Source organism: Pseudoduganella guangdongensis, assembly GCF_009857475.1.
Classification (GTDB): Bacteria; Pseudomonadota; Gammaproteobacteria; order Burkholderiales; family Burkholderiaceae_D; genus Rugamonas; species Rugamonas guangdongensis.
Genome location: NZ_WWCJ01000077.1, coordinates 1 through 255, shown reverse-complemented (window position 1 = coordinate 255; position 255 = coordinate 1). Strand labels below are relative to the sequence as shown.

The window sequence follows — 255 nt, the reverse complement described above, 5'->3', positions numbered from 1 at the left end:
TAAAACAGTCAGGATGTTGGCTTAGAAGCAGCCATCATTTAAAGAAAGCGTAATAGCTCACTGATCGAGTCGTCCTGCGCGGAAGATGTAACGGGGCTAAGCCAGTCACCGAAGCTGCGGATATCCGTAAGGATATGGTAGGAGAGCGTTCTGTAAGCCTGCGAAGGTGTCTTGTAAAGGATGCTGGAGGTATCAGAAGTGCGAATGCTGACATGAGTAGCGATAATGCGGGTGAAAAGCCCGCACGCCGTAAGC

General features: G+C 50.2%; 1 rRNA gene. It reads left to right on the top strand.

Going from position 1 to position 255, the window contains the following annotated elements:
* Window positions 1-255: ribosomal RNA gene (locus GTP41_RS26920) — 23S ribosomal RNA — on the top strand; the annotation flags it as partial.